This is a genomic window from Acinetobacter lwoffii (assembly GCF_029024105.1).
Taxonomy (GTDB): Bacteria; Pseudomonadota; Gammaproteobacteria; order Pseudomonadales; family Moraxellaceae; genus Acinetobacter; species Acinetobacter lwoffii.
Window position 1 is genome coordinate 54,635 of record NZ_CP118964.1, and the last position, 17,238, is coordinate 71,872.

The window sequence follows — 17,238 nt, forward strand, 5'->3', positions numbered from 1 at the left end:
GACTAACGCAAGACGTCTATTTTTATAAATATTTTTTTATTCTTAGGGCGTGTCATCAATTAGCTTGAGAAAATATTACCGGTCCTCATAATTTTTTCATGACTAAACGCTATGCATTAAAAGATGATCAGTGGGAACAGGTTAAAGATCTGTTACCTGGACGAATGGGTACTGTTGGAGTAACGGCCAAAGATAACCGACTATTTGTTGAAGCGCTATCGTTCAGGTATCCCGTGGCGAGACTTATTCGAACGCTTTGGTGATTTTAGAGTCGTGCATACTCGCTTTTCTGCGCAGCTGTATTCATTTTATCTGCATTCAGTCGTTCCAGTTCCAGGTCAACCGCAGCAATATCTTCTTCAACCGCTTCGTCCCATAGGTGGATTTGTTTTGCGGTGAGATGTTCATTTTTACTACCGAATTTATACTGTTTAAATAGCGCAAGTTCATGCTCGTATTTTTGAGTGAGAACAGAGAGATGTTGGTTGCATGCTTCAAGATGTTGAACTTTGGCATCCAATTGCTGATTTGATACTTCAAGATGCTGAACTTTGGTATCTAATTGTTGTTTATCTTCTGCGAGTTGTTGATGCTGCAGCGCTAGCTGTCTGGTAAATTCCAGCAGTTGTTCATGGGTCAGTTGGCTTAAGTCAGGCAGCATTTTAATGACCGCAGTATGCCTGAGGTCATGACGCAGAGGAAATAGAACGTTTGGAGAATAGCAGAATGTACCAAGCTGGTTTAGAGCATCGTCACCACCAATGCGCTGCCAAGGCAAACCCTGGATCAGTGACTGTAACTGTTCCAGACTGATCGCCATGCTTTCACCCTGGTGAACCTGCGCCCAGTGGAATTTTCCCTGTTCCAGCCGCCGGGCACACAGCCAGATCCCCGTCCATCATGCACCAGCACTTTCATGCGATGGCCACGTTTATTACAGAACAGGTAAGCGCAATGCGGTTTGATCGAGCCAAAGGCTCTCAACACCTTAGCCATGGCAGTATCCATACCCGCACGCATGTCCATGGGCTGGGTAGACAACCAGATTTCATCAATACGGATCATTGAGTCAAACCCTGGATCAGCAACAGTAATTCAGTTACTGACTCCACTGGCCAGTCGATCTCGATCATCTGATCCCTTGCGGAACTTTGTTCCTTATGCAATGGAATCCTGATATGAGCGACAGCATTCTTCTCCGGCACAGGTGGCGGAGGTGCGTCTTGTTTGACTGGAGTCGGGTGAAGCATGACCGGAAGAAAGTCAGTCTGTGGAATGGAGGGGGTGTTAATGCAGGGGCATTGATCTGGACTGACGAATCCATTTATGCAACAGATTGGCATTGATCTGATGTTGCATTGCGACCTTAGCCACTGATGTATCTGGCTGCTGGCATTGCTGAATAAGTTGATGTTTAAATTCAGCCGTGAAGGTTCGACGGGGCTTTTTTAGCATTGGTGTGCTGTCTATAACTGTCTTTAAATCCATAAATAGGTGTCCACTTAAAATTTAGTGGACACTATCGTGGTATTCATGAGTGAGAAAAAGTGGGGCTCAGCGGACGCTTACTTTCATCTTGAGAGAGTTGGGTGTATTTCTTCATTGCGTGCTTTCCAATTGCGAGTTGAAAAAGTCTAATGATTCTACGAATACACCTAAATTTTTCAACTAACTACAAATGTGTCGCACTTGTGATTTGAATCTGCTGTTTTCAAAATCTGTTTTTCAGCTCGTTATGCAACAAAGCCGAACCGAATTAAAAATAGGGTGGTGTTTCAAAAAGTATGCTGGCATTAAACGAATCCATTATTGATATAAAAGAACACTAAATCAAAGGCTTTGAAATGATTTTCAAGCTTTTTGGAGAAGTTGCAGCTTCTCCTAAAGCCTCGCCTGATTCGATGCCGTAATCGACAATTATTGCCTTCTATACCCACAGTGAAAAATTTACCAATCAACTGTTTGCATTCTTTAAAGGTCGTAACAAAGCTATCCCAATGGTCACTTGATATACATGTATAGCTTACACCTAACTGCTTCAATTTTAATTTAAGTCGTTTTGCAGTGGCTAAATCTCGGTTACCCCATACATAAGCAACAATTTCACCTGTTTCTCGATGATAGGCATAAATTAGCCATTGTTTATTTTGCTTATGACCAACAAAAGTCCAAAACTCATCTACTTCAAGGGTTTCATAATGACTTTGCTGTGCTCGAAGTTGATATTTTGATTGGCTAAGTGTCCGTAGAACTTTACCGATACTTACTCTTTCAATTTCTGCTATATCCCTGACACCACTGCCTCGCACCATGAGGTGTAATATTTTGGTTTTGATACCTGAGTGACAGCCTTGATAACTGAGAGCATGATCACCAATAAATTGACGTCTGCATATTTTACATTGGTAATTTTGCTTACCATCTACTTTTGTGCCATTTTTCTTTATACTGTCACTTAGGCAGGCTGGACACTTGATTTCTAGAGTTATTCGCATTTCTCTATTTTATCAAAATCCAACCTGCTTTTTTTCAGCATACTTTTTGAAACACCACCAAAAATAGAAATGTAGTTGAGCTGATGCTTGCTCATTTCTTTATTTTTAGTAATTGAGGTGAACATACTGTCAGTACATGGTAGTTATAAGTAACGTGTAACTTTGTTCGCACAAAGATTTGAGTTATGCCAAGTGATGGATTGATTTGTACTTAAAATTTTAAGCTTATCCACTTGCTTTGCAAGCCACTACACTTTATTTACAATCCTATGTTGTGGAAGTAAGGGATCTTGTACTCGCCCAGTATGTTCAACTTGATTATATCTAAAGGACTATTAGGCTTCAATCAAATCAATTTTCCAATTATTCGACTGAATTAACACATTTAAATCACGTAATTTAAGACTAATATCATCAGCTTGTTTTTGTAATGATGAAACTGGAATAACTTTATGCCACTTTATTTCCCGCGTACTATAACGATCAGATTCACGAGATGTATTACTTATTGCTGCAGTTAGGGTTTTGTGCTGTTCTACAAATTCATCACGCAAAGTCAATAAAGCAAGTAGAGAACGACCATCATTTAATTTTGTTAAAGCATTAGTTTCATGAATTGCATAACTTAATTTTTGAAATTCTTGAATTAAAGAAAATACTTGTTTCAATAGTTCATTTGGATCTTCAGATGGTTTATCACCATCTTGTACCAATACATTTGCATTGATACGTTGTTTTAGTGAAATAATTTTTTTTTGTTGATCACTTCGAAGTAAGAGAGCTTCTGCTAATTTCATTTTTCACCTATTAACCAATTAGAATTAAGTTTTAAGCAGCTAAGTAATTTTACAAATACTATATCCTCATTCTTTAAAGATCAAAAAAATTGATTTTTTACAATTTTCAGAGGTAGAAGTCTTATATTTTGTCATTAGTCGAAGCTCAGAATTAAGCTAAAGGCCTTTTTTTCAGATGCAGAATCCTTTATCTGATCCTAGACAGTATTATGGACATTCGATCCCTCTAAATTCTTACAATATTTTTGTTCAAAGGCTTCAGGACTTAACCAGCCATTTGCAGAATGTATTCTGATTCGATTGTAATAAATCTCGATATAGTCGAACAGGACAGCATTCGCTTCTTTTCGAGTGGCAAACACACTGCCATGGATTACATGACCTTTCAATGTATGAAAGAAGCTTTCAGTCACTGCATTGTCCCAACATGAGCAGTGTACTGCGCAAGACTGCCTGACATACTTTGAATAAAGTTATTCGTCAATAATAGCGCTCTAAAAGCACGACTACAGTACTGACTGCCTTGGTCAGAATGAACCATAACTCCTGTTGAATAAGCTTTTCATGCGCCAAGGTTGGTCCGAAACCATGCAGTTGATCAGAAACAATATTGAGGCACTTGAGTCTGAGTTCTTCAGAAAGCCTGGAATTGCTGGTTTGGCCACGACCCGTATGGGCTAATACAGCTGGACCTTGAACTTTGTATTTCTGCAGTAAGCGTCTGACCTGACATTCTGAAATATGAAGTAGAAGTAGCTGAGCAGCCTGGGATTGAGTTATGCGTTGATCGCAGATTTCCTGCAAGACCGACAATCGTTTAAGTTCTTTATCCGACATAGACACCAACATATCAAACCGTCCGCTAAGGAAATTGCAAAAGTGCACATTCTAAAAGCGGACATTTCTATTTTGGGCTTACAACACTGTGATTTCGTATAATATTGATTATGTTAAATCCGATACACCTAACAATAACTTCATATCCTTCTTTCTTAAACCAAAATTCAATAACTTAAGTGATTTCTATTTTACTCATAAAATATGATATGTTGACCTTAAGAATACTTCATAAACTTTACTATGTTTGCTTTAAAAACAATTCATTTGGAAAAGAAAGTTTCAAACGAAAATCAAATTATTCTTTTGTTTGATCTGGATTCATCATGTCCATGTTTGTACCCAGTAATCCCTCCTAAAAACAATAGGACCTAAAAGTAGAATTTTCTCTTAAAGTATAGGCAGGAGATTCTGCATGAAAACATCTAAATTTACTGACAGTCAGATCATGTCCATTTTGAAACAGGCGGAGTCTGGCACACCTGTAGCCGCCCTTTGTCGTGAACACGGTATGAGTAATGCGACCTTCTATAAATGGCGTGCCAAATATGGCGGTATGGATACATCATTAATGGCAAAACTCAAAGAACTGGAAGCAGAAAATACCAGACTTAAAAAGATGTATGCTGAAGAACGCTTAAAGGCAGAGATCATTCAGGAAGCGATGGCAAAAAAGTGGTGAGGCCATCTTGCCGACGTAAGATGGCACAACAGGCAGTTGCCCACTATGCGATTAGCATTCGTTTGGCTTGCCGAGGATTTAGTATCAGTGAAACCTGCTACCGTTATCAATCCAAGTTAAACGATGACAATACATTAATTGCAGAACAGCTCATTGAGCTCACTGAAGAAAATACAGATTGGGGTTTTGGTCTGTGTTTCTCTTATCTACGTCATGTTGAAAACCATGTTTGGAATCATAAGCGTGTTTATCGCATTTACTGTGAGTTAGCACTGAATCTGCGCATTAAACCGAGAAGAAGACTAAAACGGCATGCACCAGAACCACTGAAAGAGCCGATCCGGGCAAATCAGGTCTGGTCACTGGATTTTATGCATGACCAGCTGATCGATAGTCGTAAGTTCCGATTGTTGAATGTGATTGATGATTACCGTCGAGAAGGTTTGACTATTGAAGCAGGATTCTCATTACCCACGATCAGGGTTATTCACACATTGAATCAGTTATTGGAATGGCGAGAAAAACTGTTAGTTATTCGGTGTGACAATGGCCCGGAGTTTATCAGTCACGAATTTGTACGCTGGGCAACTGAACAAGGTATTCGTATTGAATATATTCAACCAGGTAAACCACAGCAGAATGCGTATATTGAACGCTATAATCGGACTATACGTTATAGTTGGCTGAGCAAACATTTATTTGATACTTTGGATGAAGTACAAGATTATGCAACAAACTGGCTGTGGCATTACAACCATGAAAGACCACACCAAGCAAACAAAGGAAGGCCACCTCTAATGGCTGCTTAACCTCTACTTTTAACTTCGGTTATTAATGGGAGGATTACCGTTTGTGCAACAAAGCCCTTAGTTGAAAAAAACTTTTAGATTTCATGCTCACACACCACCTAAAACAAAAAATATCTGATTGATTTTACAGGCTTTTAATTTAAGGTTTTATTCTACCCACTCGCAATATCAACGTTTAGTATCACGACTCACTAACTCATTAACTAAATATGGAGCAGTACGGCTATCTTGATTTTCTGTTATTTCTTTTGGTGTTCCTGCCACAACAATATTCCCACCAGCATTTCCAGCACCTGGTCCCACATCAATCACCCAATCTGCTTGTGCAACGGCACGCATATCATGCTCAATCATAACCACGGTATTACCCGCATCGACTAATCGCTGCAATTGAACTAACAATCGATCTACATCTGATGGATGCAAACCTGTAGTTGGCTCATCAAGTATATACAGTGTATTTCCACGCTGATTGCGTTGCAGCTCGGTCGCCAATTTAATACGTTGCGCTTCTCCACCAGATAGTTCAGTCGCTGGTTGCCCTAAACGTAAATAACCAAGGCCAATTTCCTTTAATAATTGTAGTGAACGAGCAATCGAGACCTCTCCATCAAAAAAATCACGTGCTTCATTGACGGTCATTCCTAATACTTCAGCAATATTACGTTCATTCCAGCGAATTTTCAGAGTGTCATCATTATATCGAGCACCATGACATGTCGGACAAGGGGCATATACACTTGGCATAAACAATAACTCTACACTGACAAAGCCTTCACCTTCACAAGTTTCACATCGCCCTTTAGCCACATTAAACGAAAAACGTCCAGCATCATAATGAGCTTGGCGAGCTTCAGGAGTCCCAGCAAATAACTTTCTAACATGATCAAATAAACCCGTATAAGTTGCCAGATTAGAACGTGGAGTACGGCCAATTGGTTTTTGATCAACCTGTACCAGACGCTTTATAGCCTCCACATCACCAGCCAGAGAACCCTGTGTAACCTCGTTAACCAACATTCCTTCATTTAAAGGATTATTTTCATTATTGTTTTCAGTTTCAGACTCATTGCCTAAATATGAAAGTACTAACTCGGGTAAAGCTTGAGAAACGAGACTAGATTTACCTGAACCTGAAATACCTGTAACTGCTGTAAGTACACCAAGAGGTATACGAGCATCAATATTATGCAGGTTATGTCGGTAAATATTGTTAAGTTCAAGCCAACCAGAGGGTGTACGTCCATAACTTTGAGTAACTGGGATTTTATTAAATAAATAACTTGCAGTACGTGAAGCTGAAATCTCACTTAAACCCTGAGGTACTCCACTATATAAAATATTACCACCTTGCTCTCCTGCATCTGGTCCAACATCCACTAACCATTGAGCACGACGCATGAGCTCTAAATCATGCTCTACAACAAATACGGAGTTTCCAGCGTCTCTTAATTTATCGAGAGAATCATATAATGACTGACTATCTGAAGGATGTAATCCAGCAGACGGTTCATCCAGTACATAAACTACACCAAATAGCATAGAACTTAATTGTGTTGCTAAACGCAAACGTTGTAACTCTCCCGCTGAAAGAGTCGGTGTGGCTCTATCTAATGTTAGATAACCAAGACCTAACTGGCGTAATTGATTTAAACGCCCCACCACACCATTTGCTAAACGCTGGGCAGCAATTTTCTTTTCATCTGAAAGTGCTGACGTACGTCTTACATCTGGAGATACAGAATGCACTGCTCTACCTGTTGTTGCTCGTTCAGATCTATCAAGTTGGGTTACTTTATTATTAGCCTTTTCTCCAGCATTATGAGCGTCGAAATTGCCAAGAACAATGGGCTCAAGCAGGCAAGTTAACTTATCCAAAGAAAGTTGCATAAACTCACCAATATCTACTCCAGCAAAGGTAATAGATAAGGCTTCTGGTTTAAGGCGTTTACCATGACAGGAAGGGCATATTTTTCCTTCCATAAAACGTGAAACACGTTTTTTCATCAACGTACTTTGGGTATTAGCAAAAGTATGAAGGACATAGCGACGAGCACCAGTGAAAGTGCCCATATAGCTGGGTTCTAGTTTACGTTTAAGTGCAGATTGAGTCTCAGCGGGGCTTAAACCAGCATAGACAGGAACTGTTGGGGTTTCTTCAGTAAATAAAATCCAGTCTCTATCCGATTGCGGTAAATCTTTCCATGGTCGATCAACATCATACCCTAGGGTTACTAGGATATCGCGTAAGTTTTGCCCGTGCCAAGCAGGTGGCCATGATGCGATAGCTCTCTCACGAATACTGAGTGTTGGGTCAGGAACCATTGTCGATTCTGTAACTTCATAAATGTGACCTAAACCATGACAGGTAGGACAAGCACCTTGAGGAGTGTTCGGTGAAAAGTCCTCGGCATATAACATTGGCTGATCGGCAGGATATGCACCAGCACGCGAATAAATCATTCGCACGAGACTTGATAAAGTTGTTACACTTCCAACAGAAGAACGGGTATTACTTGCACCACGTTGTTGTTGCAATGCTACTGCTGGTGGTAGACCATCAATAGCATCAACATCTGGTACTCCGGCCTGATCTATTAAGCGTCTTGCATAAGGTGCAACAGATTCGAAATATCTTCTTTGTGCTTCAGCAAAAATAGTTCCAAAAGCAAGTGATGATTTTCCCGAACCCGATACACCTGAGAAAACAACAAGTGCATTTCTTGGGATAGAAACATCTACATCCTTAAGGTTATGCTCACGTGCACCTCGAACTTCAATACAATTATTAGATAAAGTAATGTTATTGTGTTCACCAAAAGAATGTATTCTCATGTTTCTGAGCCTGTAAATTATTTTGTGTAAGTCTCATTTTTTATAAATGATCTTTTAATCGATCATCGAACTGAATCGTAAACCAATTCATTGCTAAACGCCAATTTTGAATTGGCATGGTCCATTTTTTAGCAGCATTTGAAGTTGCTAAATAAATGACCTTTTTCACTGAATCATCAGAAGAGAAGATCTTTCTCTTTTTAGTTGAATGGCGGATCACGCTATTCAATGATTCAATTGCATTTGTTATGTAAATCGCATGACGTATTTCAGCAGGATAGCTAAAGATCGTTCGGATATTTTCCCAATTTGCCCGCCAGGATTCTCCAATTTTTGGATACTGGTGATGCCATTGATCGCAGAAGATATCTAGGGACTTTAAAGCATTTTCCTCTGTACTTGCCTGATAGATCGCCTTCAATCCTGCTGTTACAGCTTTGTAGTCCTTCCAGCTCACAAATCTCAGGCTATTGCGTACAACATGTACGATACACAGCTGGATATCAGTATGAGGGTAGACAGAGGCTATCGCATCAGGAAAGCCTTTTAGTCCTGAGAAGCGCTGCTTCGCAAGGCAGGCTACAAGAATATCTTGCACTCCTCGATTTTTAAGCTCTGTCATGACTGACAGCCAGAATTTGGAACATTCTGTTTGAGCAAGCCACATGCCAAGAAGTTCTTTTTGACCATCCAGGTTAATGCCTAATGCTAAATAAACTGATTTATTGATTACTGTTGAATGCTGACGAACCTTAACAACAATGCAATCTAAATAGACAACAGGATAAAGACTATCGAGTGTTCTATTTTGCCATTCTGTCACTTGTTCAATGACAGCATCCGTCACCTTACTAATAAGGGAGGCAGATACATCGGCATCGTACATTTCTTTAAAGAAAGCAACAATTTCTCTATTTGTCATTCCTTTCGCATATAGCGAAAGAATTTGATCATCCATGCTAGTAATGCGCGTTTGATGCTTCTTAATAATCTGTGGTTCAAAAGAGCCGTCACGATCACGAGGGATATCTAAAGCAAGCTGCCCATCTTGTGTTAGAACTGTTTTGGAGCTAAAACCATTACGTGCATTAGATCCTTTCTTAGGTTGATGCTTTTCATAGCCTAAATGTTCAGAAAGCTCAGTATTCAGAGCGGTTTCAATCATGAACTTTTTAAATATGGCTGTCATTTGGTTTAAATCTTCAGGAGTTTTTAAACCTTTAGCTAATTCAGCTGCCATACTTTTGATTGTAGCTTCATCCATGTGAAGTACCTCTTTTTATTATCCTCAGTAGGATAAATGAAAATTAAGTACTTACACAAAATTTAGAACAGTCCCACAACTCATTTTGTTGAACTATATCTGTACAACAACTCTACCTCGAATTTTTCCATCTAAAATTTCATTTGAAATATTTAAAGCATCTGTTAACTGAATTTCAGTCGTTACTGTTTCTAATTTTGTTTGATCTAATTCTGTAGCCAAACGTTCCCATGCTTCTTTTCTTAATTCGATTGGTGCCATCACGCTATCAATTCCATATAAGGTAATCCCTCTTAGAATAAATGGAGCAACTGTTGCTGGAAAATCCATTCCGCCTGCCAAACCACACGCAGCAACTGCACCACGATATTTTGTACTAGCACATGCATTGGCTAAAGTATGGCTTCCAACAGTATCAATTACGCCAGCCCAAACTTCTTTGTTTAATGGCTTTCCTGGGGAAGATAATTCAATACGATCAATAATTTCACTCGCACCTAGATAGGTTAAATATTCTGACTCTTGAGGTCGACCAGTTGAAGCTGTAATCTCATAACCAAGATGATTCAAAATAATAATGGCAATACTACCTACTCCACCATTTGCACCTGTCACTAAAATTTTTCCATCACTTGGTTTAATACCATGTTTTTGTAAAGCCATGACACACAACATTGCGGTATAACCTGCTGTACCAATAACCATCGTATCTTTAAAAGAAAAAGCAGAAGGTTTTTGTATGAGCCAATCACCAGAAACAGTGACTTGCTCGGCTAGCCCTCCAAAATACTTTTCACCCACTCCCCAACCATTCAGTAGAACTTCATCTCTTTCTTTCCATGCTGGATGTTTTGATTCAATCACAACACCCGAAAAATCGATGCCTGGGGTCAAAGGAAAACTACGCACCACTGGTGAACGCCCAGTAATGGCTAAAGCATCTTTATAATTGAGTGTTGAATATTTGACTTCGACTCTAACCTCTCCTTCTTGTAAAGGCTTTGATGCAATCTCAGTAATTTGTGATGTGTAACCTGCTTCATCTTTAGTAATTACAATACCTTTGTACATAGAACTTCCTCTCCATTTAATTAGACTGCTTGTCTAGAATTAATTAAAAAATAAATACAGACGTCTGCATTTATTTTTTAATTAACTTTTTACGTGATTTGTTGTTTTACAGCTAAAGTAAACAAGCGATAAAATGCATCTAAGGGACTTGTTGATTTGACCAAACGTGCTCTTAGAACTGCACCTTCCCACCCAATCCAAAACTGATAAGCAGCTTCATCGCAATCAGCTAGGCTATATTGTGAATTTGACTGATGTAGGCAATCAGAAACTAATTTCTCCCATACCTTAAAGATATTTTCGATTCGCGCAATGATTTCTTGTGGTAAATACGACACTTCTTGTCCTAAGTTACCTAAAATACAACCTCGTTTAAAATCATATTTTTGCATTTTTTCACCCGCATCTTTTACAAAATTTTGCAGCTTTTCTAGTGGGGAAAGATCAGTTTGACTTAAAAACTTATTCAATCGCTTCACAAAATAAAGTTCATAAGCATCTAAGACTTCTAAAATAAAAGCCTCTTTATTTACAAAATAATGGTAGAAAGACCCTTTAGGAACTTGGACTGATTTCATGAGATCGTCCAAGCTCATAGCATTCATTCCACGTTCGGTCAGTAACTCGATACCTCGGTGGATTAAAACTTCTTTAGTGTCTGCATAGTTACAGCCGTGTTTGGTTGGTCGACCACGTGGTCTTTTGGGTGAGGAAGAATAATTCATATAATAAAAATAGACTATGTGACTAGAAATAACAACAATAAGATTATTTGATTGAAAATTTTATCTAAACGTCATCTAGTTCTCTTTTTTCACAGTACTTAGTCATTCATATAAATGCTCTTAAAAATCCTATAAGTTTATGAACTAATTTTTTATAAATTTCTATTATTTTTCTTCAAAATATTGAAATTAATAAATATATTGTAAAAATAATTTATAAACTAGATTTTAGGTAAACATAAGTTAAATAGAAAATTTTTAGTTAAATAAGGCTCTGTTGCACAAACTTACCACTGGAGGCTTCTTAGCTATCAAAAAAGTCGCGATAGTCTCCATCTACTCATTGACCCTACTGGCTTGAGGTTTTTAGGAGAAGGTGAATGAAAACGTAAAAAACATCAGTCTGAATATCGATGACAATAGCGTAAACTTCACATAGGTATAATAGATGCTGAAACACTGCAAAAACTTGCAGCTCAGCTCACAACCAATAATGTCAGTGACTCACAGGTGTTTGGTGATGGATTGGATAGCATAAAAAAATAATTAATATATTTCAATATATTAAACCCCAATCTCAACTTTTTAAGTGATTGAAATAAAAAGGACATAACCCTATTTTAGTTTCTACCAAGAAATTAAAGCAAAGTTATGTCCATTGAAGAATTTATCATTTTTGTCTATGTAATCATAGAACAGCTTTATCCCATTGTTGTTATTCAGCCTCTGAGAACTCGTGGTTTTCCGCCTGCTGTTACTGATGTAGAAATCATCACTATGCAAATAGTAGGTGAATTTCTTGTTTTAGATACAGACAAAAATATTTGGATGTATTTCAAAAACAATTGGTTAGAATGGTTTCCAAAATTAGGATCTTATCCCAATTTCTGTAAACATTGTGCATACCTGTGGCATGTCAGTCAATCCATTATGGGACAGCTCATTCAGCGTTATGGTTCAGATAACATTCACTTTATTGATGGCTTCCCACTCCCTGTCTGTAGTTATACCAGAGCTAGAAAGCATAAAAACTTGATGGTTTCAAAGCTCATATCGTCATTAATCTTTCAGGCATGATTACGGGTTATACCTTTGCACCTGCTCATTGTGATGAGCGAGATGTTGCACCTGAAATCACGAATGATATTTACGGTTTACTGGGAGCAGATAAGGGCTATTTAAAACCAGAATTGAAACGATATTATGAATATCAGGGTATTGATTTACAAACACCCTTTAGAAAAAACATGATAGATTTCAGACCTAAAGAGACAATGCAAATAATGATGAAAGCCCGAAGAAAGATTGAAACAGTGATTGGTCAATTAACAGATCGCTTTCACATTCAGAAAGTGAGGGCAAAAGATCTATGGCATTTAACCCACCGCATAACTCGTAAAATTCTGTCGCATACAATTTGTGTGGTGCTAAATAAAAAGCTTGGTCATTCACCAATTCAATTCGAAAATCTTATTTTAAGTTGAGATTGGCGTATTTATATAAAATTAGATACTTAGTTGAGAACGCATTTATAGGTTAAAGCAGTTCAGAGGAATAGCAACACCATATGATAAGCTAAGGTGTAGCTATGAGGGTGCAGTTGCATTAGCTTGAAGCCTGTATATATATTTGGCTACCTTTATCGGGTAAATTCTATACTTGAAATGTCAACAGACCCCATACAAAATCTGAGAAATATATGAGTGCAGAAGCCACATCTATCAGCCTTCTATCCCCTGTCATACTGCTCACAGCGGCAGTGATCTCAGTCCCCTTAATAAAGCGTCTAGGATTAAGCTCGGTATTGGGATATTTAATTGCAGGATTAATTATTGGTCCATTTGGACTGGCGTTTTTCTACGATTCTGCATCTATTCTGCATATTGCTGAGCTTGGTATTGTGATGTATCTGTTTGTGATTGGACTAGAAATGCGTCCATCGTATTTATGGAGTTTAAGAAAAGAAATTTTTGGATTAGGCGCATTACAAATTAGTGCCTGTTCATTGGGGTTAACGGCGGTAGGCTTGATCTATGGCTATTCTTGGCAAGTGAGTTTTGTATGTGCTGCAGGCTTTGTACTCACCTCGACTGCAATTGTGATGCAACTTTTGGGAGATCGTGGAGACATTGCTCAACCACGAGGACAAAAAATTATCTCGATCCTGCTGTTTGAAGATTTATTGATTGTCCCTTTATTGGCAATTGTCGCTTTTATCGCACCGAATCATGTTGTTGAAAGTACTTCTACGCGTTTGCAGAGCATCGGAATTGGTTTAATTTCAATTGCAGGTTTAATCGCTGCAGGCTATTGGTTGCTTAATCCTTTATTTCGCTTATTAGCCGCAGCCAAAGCCCGTGAAGTCATGACTGCAGCAGCACTCTTAGTGGTACTCGGCGCAGCATTACTGATGCAAGTCAGTGGCTTATCGATGGCAATGGGGGCTTTCCTTGCAGGGGTATTACTCTCCGAATCCACTTTTCGCCATCAGATTGAAGCAGATATTGAACCGTTTCGTGGCATATTGCTCGGATTATTTTTTCTAGGTGTAGGCATGTCACTAGACCTTAACGTCGTAAAAAATAACTGGGTGTTAATCTTAAGTGCTGTACTTCTGCTGATGTTTGTCAAAGCATCCATGATTTACCTAATTGCACGCATGACCAAAAGTTCACACTCCGAAGCACTCGATCGCGCATTACTGATGGCTCAAGGGGGCGAGTTTGCTTTTGTACTCTTTGCTGCCGCCATGAGTGCTCAAATCATTAGTGCTGTTGAAAGCTCAAACCTGACTGCGATTGTAGTCTTGTCGATGATTTTGACCCCGATTATAGGCATTCTATTTAAACCTTTTACCCAAACTACAGAACAAACTTCTTTAGAAAATATCCGTATTGCCGAAGGACTTTCTGGAAAAGTATTGATGATTGGTTTCGGTCGTTTTGGACAAGTCTCCAGTCAATTACTGCTTGCTCGAGGGATTGATGTGACCATCATTGATAATGATATCGACATGATTCAAAACGCTGAAAGATTTGGATTTAAAATTTACTATGGCGATGGTTCTCGTTTAGATATTTTACATGCCTCGGGAGCAGATACGGCTGAGGCAATTGTTGTTTGCGTAGACCACAAAGAAACGACGAATAAGATTGTAGAGTTGGTGCAACATGAATTTCCTTTAACCAAGTTACTGGTTCGCTCTTATGACCGTGAGCATGCGCTGCATTTAGCAAAACAAAATGTGGATTACATGATTCGAGAAACCTTCGAGTCGGCAATGCTATTTGGCGGTGCGATTTTAGAAGAATTGGGTGTTGACCAGAGTGATGTTGAAGAAATTAGCCAAGAAATCCGAGAACGAGACAAAGAACGTTTTGAAACCGAAGTTGCAGCAGATGATGTCTATGCGGGTATCGGCTTGCAATACACAGGACCGCGTCCGACTGCACCTTTAATTACACCAAAGCACACAGGGCAAATTCTGAATGAAGATGACACTCATCAATAATTTCACGTATTAAGCCCAAATAAAAAGAGGTCTCTGTAGATCTCTTTTTCGGTAAGCATCCGCTGAACCCCACTTTTCTTATTTTCTCAATATACCAATAGTGCCCATTATTTATTAAATGGACATTATGTTTATGGCCTTAGACACTTTTATAGACACTGAACAAACGACAGAAAGAGCCCGCAGAATCTTCGCAACTGATTTTAAACAGCACTTGGTCGAGCTTTGCCTGCAGCCAAATACATCAGTGGCTAAGGTCACAATGCAACATCAGATCAATGCCAATCTATTACATAAATGGATTCGTCATTCACAACCCCTTCCATTCCACAGACCGACTTTCTTCCCGTCATTCTTCACCCGACACCAGAGTCAAACAAGAAGCACCGCCGCCACCTGAACCGGAAAAGAATGCTGTCGCTCATATCAGAATTCCACTGCATCAGAAACAATGCTCCGCAAGAGATCAGGTGATCGAAATAGAATGGCCAGTGGAATCGGCCAAGGAGTTGCTGCTTTTACTTCAGGGCTTGATCAAATGATCCGCATTGATGAAATCTGGCTTTCTACCCAACCTCTGGATATGCGAGCAGGTATGGATACTGTCATGGCTCAGGTGCTGAGAGCCTTTGGCTATATCAAACCGCATTGTGCTTATCTGTTCTGTAATAAGCGTGGCCGTCGCATGAAAGTGCTGGTGCATGATGGGCTGGGCATCTGGCTATGTGCCCGACGGCTGGAACAGGGAAAATTCCACTGGGCTAAAGTTCACCAAGATGAAACCGTGACCCTCAGCCCGGAGCAGTTACAAGCACTGATCCACGGTTTAACTTGGCAAAGAATCGGTCTGCAGCAAGTGGTAACAATGCTCTAAATCGAACTCATCCATTCTGCTATTCTCCAAACATGATCTCAACCATACTGCAGTCATGAAAATGCTGCCTGATTTAAACCAACTGACCCATGAACACCTGCTGGAATTTATCCGACAGTTGGCGCTGCAGCATCAGTCTTTAGCATAATCAAAACAACAACTGGAACAATCAAATCAGCAATTAGATTCTAAAGTTAAATCTCTCTCTAATCTCAATCAAAAATACGAGCATGAACTTTTGCAGTTTAAACGGCATAAGTTCGCCCAGAAGAATGAATACTTAACGGCCAAACAAATCCACCTCTGGGATGAAGCGGTTGAAGAAGATATTGCCGCGGTTGATCTGGAACTGGAACGGCTGAATGCAGCTAAAACCGATGCAGCGACACAGAAAGCCCCAGCCAACAAACCTAAACGTCGACCGCTACCTGATCATCTACTCACTCTGCGTATTGAGCACGAACCTGCCTCAACGCAATGCAGCTGTGACAGCTTGTACTGCAGCAACAGGTGCTGCATGCCGATGAAACACCGGTCACCATCATGCAGATGGGTGAGAATGAGAAAAAACCGAAGAAAGGTTATGTCTGGGCCTATGCCACCACACAGTACAATCTACTTCAGGCGGTGATCTATGACTTTCAGGATAAGCATGCTGAAGAGTTCCTGAAAGACTGGCAAGGCCATCTGGTCTGTGATGATTATGGTGGTTATAAAGCACGCTTTAAATCAGGCCAGATCATTGAGGTGGGCTGCATGGCCCATGCACATCTTAAATTCCATGAACTGCATGTGACCGGGAAAAGTCAGGTCGCTGAACAAGCATTAGTGATGATTCAGAAACTGTATGCCATAGAAGCAGAACTCAGGAAAAAGACCGATGGTACAGCGCAACACCGTCGCGAATACCGGCAACAACATAGCTAATCGGTGATGCAACAACTATATGAATGGCTCAACCAACATTATCTGACGGTGCCGTCGAGTTCTCCAATCGCCAAGGCGATCAATTACACTCTGAAGCGTTGGCCAGCTTTAAGTCGCTATTTGGATGATGGCAATCTACCGATTTGCAACAATTGGGTCGAAAATCAAATGCGTCCCTGGGCATTGGGACGCAAGGACTGGTTGTTTGCTGGCTCGCTACGCAGTGGTCAGCGAGCTGCGAATGTCATGACCCTGATTCAGTCAGCAAAGCTGAATGGGCTAGATCCGTATGCCTATTTAAGTGATGTGCTGAAAAGGTTGCCGACACATAAAGTGACCCAGATTGAAGAATTACTGCCACACCGCTGGAAACCCAACTCAAATTAAAAAATAGCGATGGGGTTCAGCGGA

The 17,238-nt window shown here is 39.8% G+C and carries 11 protein-coding genes and 10 pseudogenes; 10 read left to right on the plus strand and 11 right to left on the minus strand.

The features are described 5' to 3' along the window. Nucleotides 1-98: 98 nt before the first annotated feature. A pseudogene (locus tag PYW33_RS15540) lies at nucleotides 99-285 on the plus strand (transposase); the annotation flags it as partial. On the opposite strand, the pseudogene PYW33_RS15545 reads toward PYW33_RS15540, so the two are convergent. From PYW33_RS15545 to PYW33_RS15575, 7 genes and pseudogenes are all read right to left on the minus strand, one after another. Next, nucleotides 281-667 (minus strand): annotated as a pseudogene (locus PYW33_RS15545) (IS66 family transposase); the annotation flags it as partial. The pseudogenes PYW33_RS15540 and PYW33_RS15545 overlap by 5 nt on opposite strands. 153 nt (nucleotides 668-820) lie before the next feature. Then, nucleotides 821-1,065 (minus strand): annotated as a pseudogene (tnpB, locus tag PYW33_RS15550) (IS66 family insertion sequence element accessory protein TnpB); the annotation flags it as partial. 222 nt (nucleotides 1,066-1,287) lie between these two features. Beyond that, entirely contained in the window at nucleotides 1,288-1,488 is a 201-nt protein-coding gene (locus PYW33_RS15555) for a transposase (protein WP_004647840.1), read from the minus strand. 305 nt (nucleotides 1,489-1,793) lie between these two features. Beyond that, complete coding sequence (locus tag PYW33_RS15560; RefSeq protein ID WP_004282341.1) at nucleotides 1,794-2,495, minus strand: IS1 family transposase; 702 nt, start codon at nucleotides 2,493-2,495, stop codon at nucleotides 1,794-1,796. 335 nt (nucleotides 2,496-2,830) lie between these two features. After that, a complete protein-coding gene (locus PYW33_RS15565; RefSeq protein ID WP_004647839.1) occupies nucleotides 2,831-3,292 on the minus strand; it encodes a DIP1984 family protein in 462 nt (153 codons plus the stop codon). A gap of 197 nt (nucleotides 3,293-3,489) precedes the next feature. Next, nucleotides 3,490-3,854: pseudogene (locus PYW33_RS15570) on the minus strand (IS3 family transposase); the annotation flags it as partial. Further along, a pseudogene (locus PYW33_RS15575) lies at nucleotides 3,848-4,129 on the minus strand (ISNCY family transposase); the annotation flags it as partial. The pseudogenes PYW33_RS15570 and PYW33_RS15575, both read right to left, overlap by 7 nt. A gap of 243 nt (nucleotides 4,130-4,372) precedes the next feature. Between PYW33_RS15575 and PYW33_RS16905 the strand changes: the two are divergent. Beyond that, nucleotides 4,373-4,480 (plus strand): annotated as a pseudogene (locus tag PYW33_RS16905) (site-specific integrase); the annotation flags it as partial. 64 nt (nucleotides 4,481-4,544) lie between these two features. After that, a protein-coding gene (locus PYW33_RS15580; protein WP_115736950.1) for an IS3 family transposase occupies nucleotides 4,545-5,620 on the plus strand; the annotation gives its coding sequence in 2 pieces (ribosomal slippage) (nucleotides 4,545-4,797 and nucleotides 4,797-5,620; 1,077 coding nt in all). Nucleotides 5,621-5,788: 168 nt separating this feature from the next. Here the strand turns inward: PYW33_RS15580 and PYW33_RS15585 are convergent. The 4 genes from PYW33_RS15585 to acuR all read right to left on the minus strand — a co-directional run bounded on the left by PYW33_RS15585 (nucleotide 5,789) and on the right by acuR (nucleotide 11,515). Further along, complete coding sequence (locus PYW33_RS15585; protein ID WP_004647834.1) at nucleotides 5,789-8,455, minus strand: excinuclease ABC subunit UvrA; 2,667 nt, start codon at nucleotides 8,453-8,455, stop codon at nucleotides 5,789-5,791. Nucleotides 8,456-8,495: 40 nt separating this feature from the next. After that, on the minus strand, nucleotides 8,496-9,719 hold the full coding sequence (locus PYW33_RS15590) for an IS256 family transposase (RefSeq protein WP_004647833.1): 1,224 nt from the start codon (nucleotides 9,717-9,719) through the stop codon (nucleotides 8,496-8,498). Between the two features lie 93 nt (nucleotides 9,720-9,812). After that, nucleotides 9,813-10,790 carry an acrylyl-CoA reductase (NADPH) gene (acuI, locus tag PYW33_RS15595; RefSeq protein ID WP_004647831.1) on the minus strand — a complete coding sequence of 326 codons (978 nt, stop codon included), beginning with the start codon at nucleotides 10,788-10,790 and terminating at the stop codon, nucleotides 9,813-9,815. An 89-nt stretch (nucleotides 10,791-10,879) separates the two neighbouring features. Further along, on the minus strand, nucleotides 10,880-11,515 hold the full coding sequence (gene acuR / locus PYW33_RS15600) for an acrylate utilization transcriptional regulator AcuR (RefSeq protein ID WP_004647830.1): 636 nt from the start codon (nucleotides 11,513-11,515) through the stop codon (nucleotides 10,880-10,882). Nucleotides 11,516-11,818: 303 nt separating this feature from the next. Between acuR and PYW33_RS15605 the strand changes: the two are divergent. The 7 genes and pseudogenes from PYW33_RS15605 to tnpC form a co-directional block, all read left to right on the plus strand. Then, a pseudogene (locus tag PYW33_RS15605) lies at nucleotides 11,819-12,052 on the plus strand (transposase); the annotation flags it as partial. A gap of 114 nt (nucleotides 12,053-12,166) precedes the next feature. Next, nucleotides 12,167-12,999 (plus strand): annotated as a pseudogene (locus tag PYW33_RS15610) (IS982 family transposase). An 8-nt stretch (nucleotides 13,000-13,007) separates the two neighbouring features. Then, nucleotides 13,008-13,129: pseudogene (locus tag PYW33_RS15615) on the plus strand (IS5/IS1182 family transposase); the annotation flags it as partial. 85 nt (nucleotides 13,130-13,214) lie between these two features. Beyond that, entirely contained in the window at nucleotides 13,215-15,026 is a 1,812-nt protein-coding gene (locus PYW33_RS15620; RefSeq protein WP_004647827.1) for a monovalent cation:proton antiporter-2 (CPA2) family protein, read from the plus strand. A 133-nt stretch (nucleotides 15,027-15,159) separates the two neighbouring features. Further along, complete coding sequence (locus tag PYW33_RS15625) at nucleotides 15,160-15,426, plus strand: transposase (RefSeq protein ID WP_228127489.1); 267 nt, start codon at nucleotides 15,160-15,162, stop codon at nucleotides 15,424-15,426. Between the two features lie 84 nt (nucleotides 15,427-15,510). Continuing rightward, nucleotides 15,511-15,900, plus strand: coding sequence for an IS66 family insertion sequence element accessory protein TnpB (gene tnpB / locus PYW33_RS15630; protein WP_016807156.1), 390 nt, complete (start codon nucleotides 15,511-15,513; stop codon nucleotides 15,898-15,900). Between the two features lie 160 nt (nucleotides 15,901-16,060). Next, nucleotides 16,061-17,214, plus strand: a pseudogene (tnpC, locus tag PYW33_RS15635) (IS66 family transposase). Nucleotides 17,215-17,238 lie beyond the last annotated feature (24 nt).